General features: G+C 36.2%; 3 protein-coding genes. All 3 read right to left on the reverse strand.

Annotation, left to right across the window (positions count from 1 at the left end):
- A partial coding sequence (locus tag IDG60_RS08705) for a bifunctional cystathionine gamma-lyase/homocysteine desulfhydrase (protein ID WP_156992027.1) occupies nt 1-1,137 on the reverse strand: 1,137 nt, incomplete at its 3' end.
- Nucleotides 1,130-2,035 carry a PLP-dependent cysteine synthase family protein gene (locus tag IDG60_RS08710; RefSeq protein WP_000634098.1) on the reverse strand — a complete coding sequence of 302 codons (906 nt, stop codon included), beginning with the start codon at nt 2,033-2,035 and terminating at the stop codon, nt 1,130-1,132. The genes IDG60_RS08710 and IDG60_RS08705, both read right to left, overlap by 8 nt.
- A 216-nt stretch (nt 2,036-2,251) precedes the next feature.
- Nucleotides 2,252-3,589 carry a sodium-dependent transporter gene (locus IDG60_RS08715; RefSeq protein ID WP_000828722.1) on the reverse strand — a complete coding sequence of 446 codons (1,338 nt, stop codon included), beginning with the start codon at nt 3,587-3,589 and terminating at the stop codon, nt 2,252-2,254.
- Nucleotides 3,590-3,708: the final 119 nt, after the last annotated feature.

Here is a 3,708-nt window from a genome sequence, read left to right on the forward strand (position 1 = left end):
CGTATCTAGTGCTTGTTTTAAATCATCGACTAAATCTTCAGTATCTTCAATACCTACAGAAATTCTTACAAGTCCGTCTGTAATACCTTCTTTAGCTCGAATATCTGCTGGAATGGATGCATGTGTCATCAATGCAGGTACTGAAATTAAACTTTCCACTGCACCTAAACTTTCAGCTAATGTGTAATACGATGTTGCTTTAATCAATTGTTTGGCACTTTCTGTATTTTTCACTTCAAATGCAATCACACCTGTATGGCCATCCGCTTGAGCCATATGGACATCATGATTTAAATGACTTTCAATACTTGGATGGAACACTTGTTGCACAGCTGGATGTGCTTGTAACATTTTAATAATTTCAATAACACTGCGATTAATTTGTTCCATACGTAAACCTAATGTTTTAATACCCCTCACAAGTAAATAGCTATCTTGAGGTCCTAAAATGCCACCTGTTGAATTTGAAATAAATGCTAAACGTTCTGCAAGCTTGTCATCCGATGTTGCAACTAAACCAGCAACGACATCACTATGTCCACCTAAATATTTCGTTGCAGAATGCAAGACAATATCGATGCCTAAATCTAATGGATTCTGATAATAAGGTGTCATAAATGTGTTATCAACGACTGAAATCAAACCGTGTTCTTTCGCAATTTCAGCAGACTTTTTAATGTCAGTAACACGTAATAATGGATTAGAAGGTGTTTCAATAAACAACATCTTTGTTGTTGGGCGTATCGCTTGTACAATTGAATCTGTATGCGTTGTATCTACAAAATCCACTTCAATGCCAAATCGTGTAAATACTTTTGTCAATGCGCGATAAGTACCGCCGTATACATCTGAATTTAAAATAATATGATCACCTTTGTCCAACAGCATAACAACTGCACTGATAGCTGCAACACCTGAACTAAACGCAAAGCCATGTTTGCCATTTTCTAATGCCGCAATAACGCTTTCTACAGAACTTCTTGTTGGATTCGCAGTACGAGAATATTCATATCCTTGACGTAAATCACCAATATCATCTTGTAAATATGTACTTGTTTGATAAATTGGTGTAGTAACTGCACCTGTATAGTCGTCCGTTGTGTGTCCACCGTGAATTAATTTAGTTTTCTTATTCATAATCATTCTCCTCATAATTAAATATTTGCTTAGACATATATCGATCGCTACCATCTGGAAATACGACAACAATCGTACCTTCAGATAATTGCGCTTTTAAATTCAATGCACCTTGTAATGCTGCACCTGAAGAACTGCCTACTAACAACCCTTCATTTATAGCCAAACTTTTGACATTTCGAAAGGCATCTTGATCTTTAATCGTAAATATCCCATCTACAAGACGTCTCTCTAAAAATATCGGCCATTTCTCAGAACCGATACCTTCAGTGTCATGTGCATGAGCTGGCCCTCCATTTAACACGGACCCTTCTGGCTCAACGGCATAACATTGCACGTGATGTTGCTTTAAATAACGTGCGGTACCTGTAAATGTACCGCCAGAGCCAATACCAGCCACAAAATAATCAATTTGCTGTAATGCTGAAGTCAATTCGGGTCCCAATGTATGAAAATATGTATCCGGATTATGTTCGGATTCAAATTGATTCATATAAACGGCACCATATTTTTCAGCATAGGAACGTGCAGCTAATTGTGCCCCATGCATACCTTCAGACTGACTCGTCCTTGAAACATCTGCACCAAGCGCTATCATAATATTAATCTTTTCTTCTGAAAAACCATACGGCGCAAAGATCTTACATTTCAAATGATGTCTATTCGCTGCAATAGCTAACCCTATGCCTGTATTACCAGCAGTCGCTTCAACAATAGTTTGACCTGCACGCACACGCCCTTCTTGAATTGCCTTCTCTACTAAATATTTCCCGAGTCTGTCTTTAACACTGCCTCCAGGATTCCATTGTTCAAGCTTGGCATAAATTTTAACTTTATCATCACTATAATGTTCTAACAGTACTAATGGTGTATTGCCAATTAAATCATAAGTAATCATAGATGCACCCTCATCTGACATGCCGATCAAATGAATGAAACCTTTCTTCATGTCTCAATTTTAATTCTTACTTTTCAGATAAGAATTATAAACGACATTTTGTTATTTTGCAATTATCTAAGTTTCGATTAATTCAGAACCAGTACTAACTTTTCAATTCCAAACAAAAAAACACCTGAGCAACACAAATACTTGTGTGTCAGATGCTTCTATATATTAACTAAATAATTGCACGATAAAGACTAAAATAATAACGACAGGCATCGCATACTTAATTAAGTAATACCAACCACTGAATAATCTAAATCGATCTTTACCAAAATATTGTTGTAATAATTTTTTATCTAATAATTGTCCTACGACAAGCGTAGTACCTAATGCGCCTAATGGCATCAATACATTCGAAACGATGAAATCCATATTATCAAAAATCGTTCCCGCACCGAATCTTACATCTTTTAAGATACCAAAAGATAAGGTTGCTGGAATACTAATGATAAATACTAAAATACTACCGATCACTGCGACTTTTTTACGTTTTGTATTGTCATTCTTCGTGAAGTTAGAAACATTTAATTCTAATAAAGAAATAGATGACGTTAAAGCCGCAAATAAGAACAGCACTAAGAATCCCAAATAGAATAATGTGCCTAGATGCATTTGACTAAAGACCATTGGCAGTACTTTAAATAATAATCCAGGCCCTTCTTGTGGTTCATAGCCAAAACTATGTAACGCCGGAAATATAGCTAGGCCTGCCAATACAGATACAAAGATATTCATAACAACGATAGAAATAGCTGATGACTTAATCGTCATGTCTTTAGAGGCATAACTCGCATAAGTAATCATACCTGTAGTTCCTAATGATAACGTAAAGAATGATTGGCCTAGCGCAAACAAGATACCGTCAGCAGTAATCTCTGACACTCTTGGTTGTAAAATAAATTTCACACCTTCTAAGGCGCCATCTAATGTTAAAGACTTAATCACAATGATGATTAAAAAGACAAACAGCAATGGCATCATAACTTTCGATGCCTTTTCTAATCCTTTTTCAACACCTAACATGACAATAATCATCGTAGCGAATATGAATATACCTTGCCCTAGAACAGTTAACCAAGGATTTGATATTACCGCTTCAAAATTCATTTCTTGGAGATGATTGATGCGTTGAAATATAACTAATTGCCATAATACTTGTCCGATGTAAATGACAATCCAACCACCGATAACACTATAGAAGCCAAATAAAATAAACACGGCCAAATTACCGTTCCAGCCAATGATATTGAGCCATTTTTTACCAGTTAATTTACTATATATTTGTGTTGTATATGTCCGTCCCATTTTCCCAACAGTGAATTCCATAATGAGTAATGGCAACCCAACAAAAATGGTGAATATTAAGAACATAGCTAGAAAGGCACCGCCGCCATAAATCCCTGCCATATATGGGAATTTCCACATGGCACCAAGACCGATTGCAGAACCCGCACTAGCTAAAATAAATCCAGTTGATGACTTCCATTGTGATTGTTGTCTTTTCATCATTCACATCTCCTTTAAAGCGTTAAAGCGTCTACGTGTTTAAGTAACACTCTAACATGTATGTAAATAACATGCAATACACCTGCATCAAAATTGTTTCATTAATACGGTAGCGCCTG

Source organism: Staphylococcus sp. EG-SA-2 (assembly GCF_017152085.1).

Coding starts and splice junctions, on each gene's coding strand:
- IDG60_RS08710 (WP_000634098.1), bottom strand. CDS start 2,035: ATGATTACTTATGATTTAATTGGCAATACACCATTAGTACTGTTAGAA.
- IDG60_RS08715 (WP_000828722.1), bottom strand. CDS start 3,589: ATGAAAAGACAACAATCACAATGGAAGTCATCAACTGGATTTATTTTA.